This window comes from Methylobacter sp. BBA5.1 (assembly GCF_000746145.1).
In the GTDB taxonomy this organism is placed as follows: domain Bacteria; phylum Pseudomonadota; class Gammaproteobacteria; order Methylococcales; family Methylomonadaceae; genus Methylobacter; species Methylobacter marinus.
Window position 1 is genome coordinate 1 of the sequence record NZ_JQKS01000078.1, and the last position, 2,208, is coordinate 2,208.

The 2,208-nt window shown below is 53.8% G+C and carries 1 protein-coding gene; it reads left to right on the forward strand.

The genetic code is table 11. The features are described from left to right. Positions 1–158 precede the first annotated feature (158 nt). Positions 159–2,054 (forward strand): type IV secretory system conjugative DNA transfer family protein, encoded by a 1,896-nt coding sequence (locus tag EK22_RS21735; RefSeq protein WP_036254437.1) that lies wholly within the window; start codon positions 159–161, stop codon positions 2,052–2,054. Positions 2,055–2,208: the final 154 nt, after the last annotated feature.

Consider the following 2,208-nt stretch of genomic DNA (forward strand, 5'->3'; position numbering starts at 1 on the left):
GTCGATGGGCATGCTTTGGCGCTACTGAAACATGGCGATGAAGTCATGGTGCTGCCTATCGATCAGGCTACGACCAGGCGATTGAAGCGCATCGTGGTAGGCGATCCCGTTACGATTAGTCCGACAGGATCGCTCAGGACATCGAAAGGAAGGAGTCAATGAAACCTAAACACAACAATGCGGTTGGCCCCCAGGTTCGGGGCAAAAAGAAAGGCAATAAGCTGCTACCGGCTTTGGGAGTGCTTTCTCTTGGCGCCGGACTGCAATCGGCCACTCAGTTTTTCGCCTATACATTTAGCTATCAGGATAGTCTTGGCGCCCATGTCAGCCATATTTATACGCCCTGGTCGATCTTGCAATGGGGATCGATGTGGTATGGCCAGTATCCGAATGAAATCATGCGAGCGGGAAGTATTGGTATGTTGGTTTCCACTGTTGGGCTGCTTAGCGTGGCCGTAGCTAAGGTTATTTCCTCGAACTCATCCAAAGCAAACGAATACCTGCACGGTTCGGCTCGATGGTCCGGGCAAAAGGATATTCAAGCTGCGGGCCTATTGCCACGACCGAGAACTTTTCTTGAAATCGTGACAGGCAAGGAGTTGCCGACGGCTGCCGGTGTGTATGTCGGCGGATGGGAGGACAAGAATGGTAAATTTCACTACCTACGCCATAATGGGCCAGAACATGTCTTGACGTATGCGCCGACCCGTTCCGGCAAGGGTGTCGGCTTGGTTATTCCAACCCTGCTTTCATGGCCGGCCAGCGCCGTGATCACCGATCTGAAAGGCGAACTTTGGGCCTTGACCGCTGGCTGGAGAAAGAAGTACGCCAGAAATAGAGTATTACGCTTCGAGCCGGCATCGATCAATGGCGGCGTGTGCTGGAACCCCCTGGATGAAATCCGGATTGGCACGGAAAACGAAGTGGGCGACGTGCAAAACCTTACTTCCCTCATTGTTGACCCGGATGGCAAGGGCCTTGAATCCCATTGGCAAAAAACCGCATTTGCGCTGCTGGTTGGCGTGATCCTGCACGCGCTTTACAAGGCCAAACACGAAGGCACAGAGGCTACTTTACCATCCGTCGATGCCATGCTGGCAGATCCAAACCGTGACATTGCCGAGCTTTGGATGGAAATGGCGACTTACGGCCACCAGGACGGTCAGAACCATCCCGCTATCGGATCGGCGGCTCGGGACATGATGGACCGGCCCGAAGAAGAAGCTGGCTCGGTCCTTTCCACGGCCAAATCCTACTTGGCTCTGTACCGCGATCCCGTTGTGGCCCGGAATGTCAGTGCCTCAGAGTTCCGCATCAAAGACTTGATGAATCATGACGACCCGGTAAGCCTGTACATCGTCACTCAGCCGAACGATAAATCCCGTCTGAAGCCTTTGGTGCGCGTGATGGTGAACATGATCGTACGCCTGTTGGCCGACAAGATGGAGTTCAAGAATGGCCGGCCCGTAGCCCACTATAAGCATCGTTTGCTCATGATGCTGGATGAGTTTCCAAGTCTTGGAAAACTGGAAATCCTGCAAGAGTCGCTGGCTTTCGTGGCTGGTTACGGCATCAAGTGTTATCTGATCTGCCAGGATATCAACCAGCTTCGTAGCCGTGAAACAGGTTATGGCCATGATGAGCAGATTACCTCCAATTGTCACGTTCAAAATGCTTATCCGCCTAACCGTGTCGAGACGGCTGAGCATCTTTCGCGGCTGACCGGGCAGACCACCGTGATTAAGGAACAGATTACAACCAGCGGCCGACGTACAGCGGCCATGATGGGACAGGTGTCGCGCACGATCCAGGAAGTACAGCGGCCTTTGCTTACGCCCGATGAATGTCTGCGCATGCCGGGACCGCGCAAGAACGCATCAGGCGAAATCGAAAAAGCGGGCGACATGGTGATCTACGTTGCCGGTTATCCGGCCATCTACGGAAAACAGCCGCTCTATTTCAAAGATCCTGTCTTTCAGGCTCGGGCTTCGATTCCGGCTCCGAAGCTGAGCGACAAGCTTATTCAAGTGTACAAAGCGGATATTCAGATATGAGACGTATCTTGGAACGTTTTACGAGTGGCGTCGCGGTTGCGGGTATTGCTGCCATGTTCGTCAGCGGGGCCGCATACACCGTCGGTGCACGCATCAACACTACGAAAAGCATCCCGATCGGGCTGTACTGGATCAGCAATGAGCCAGTGGCTAA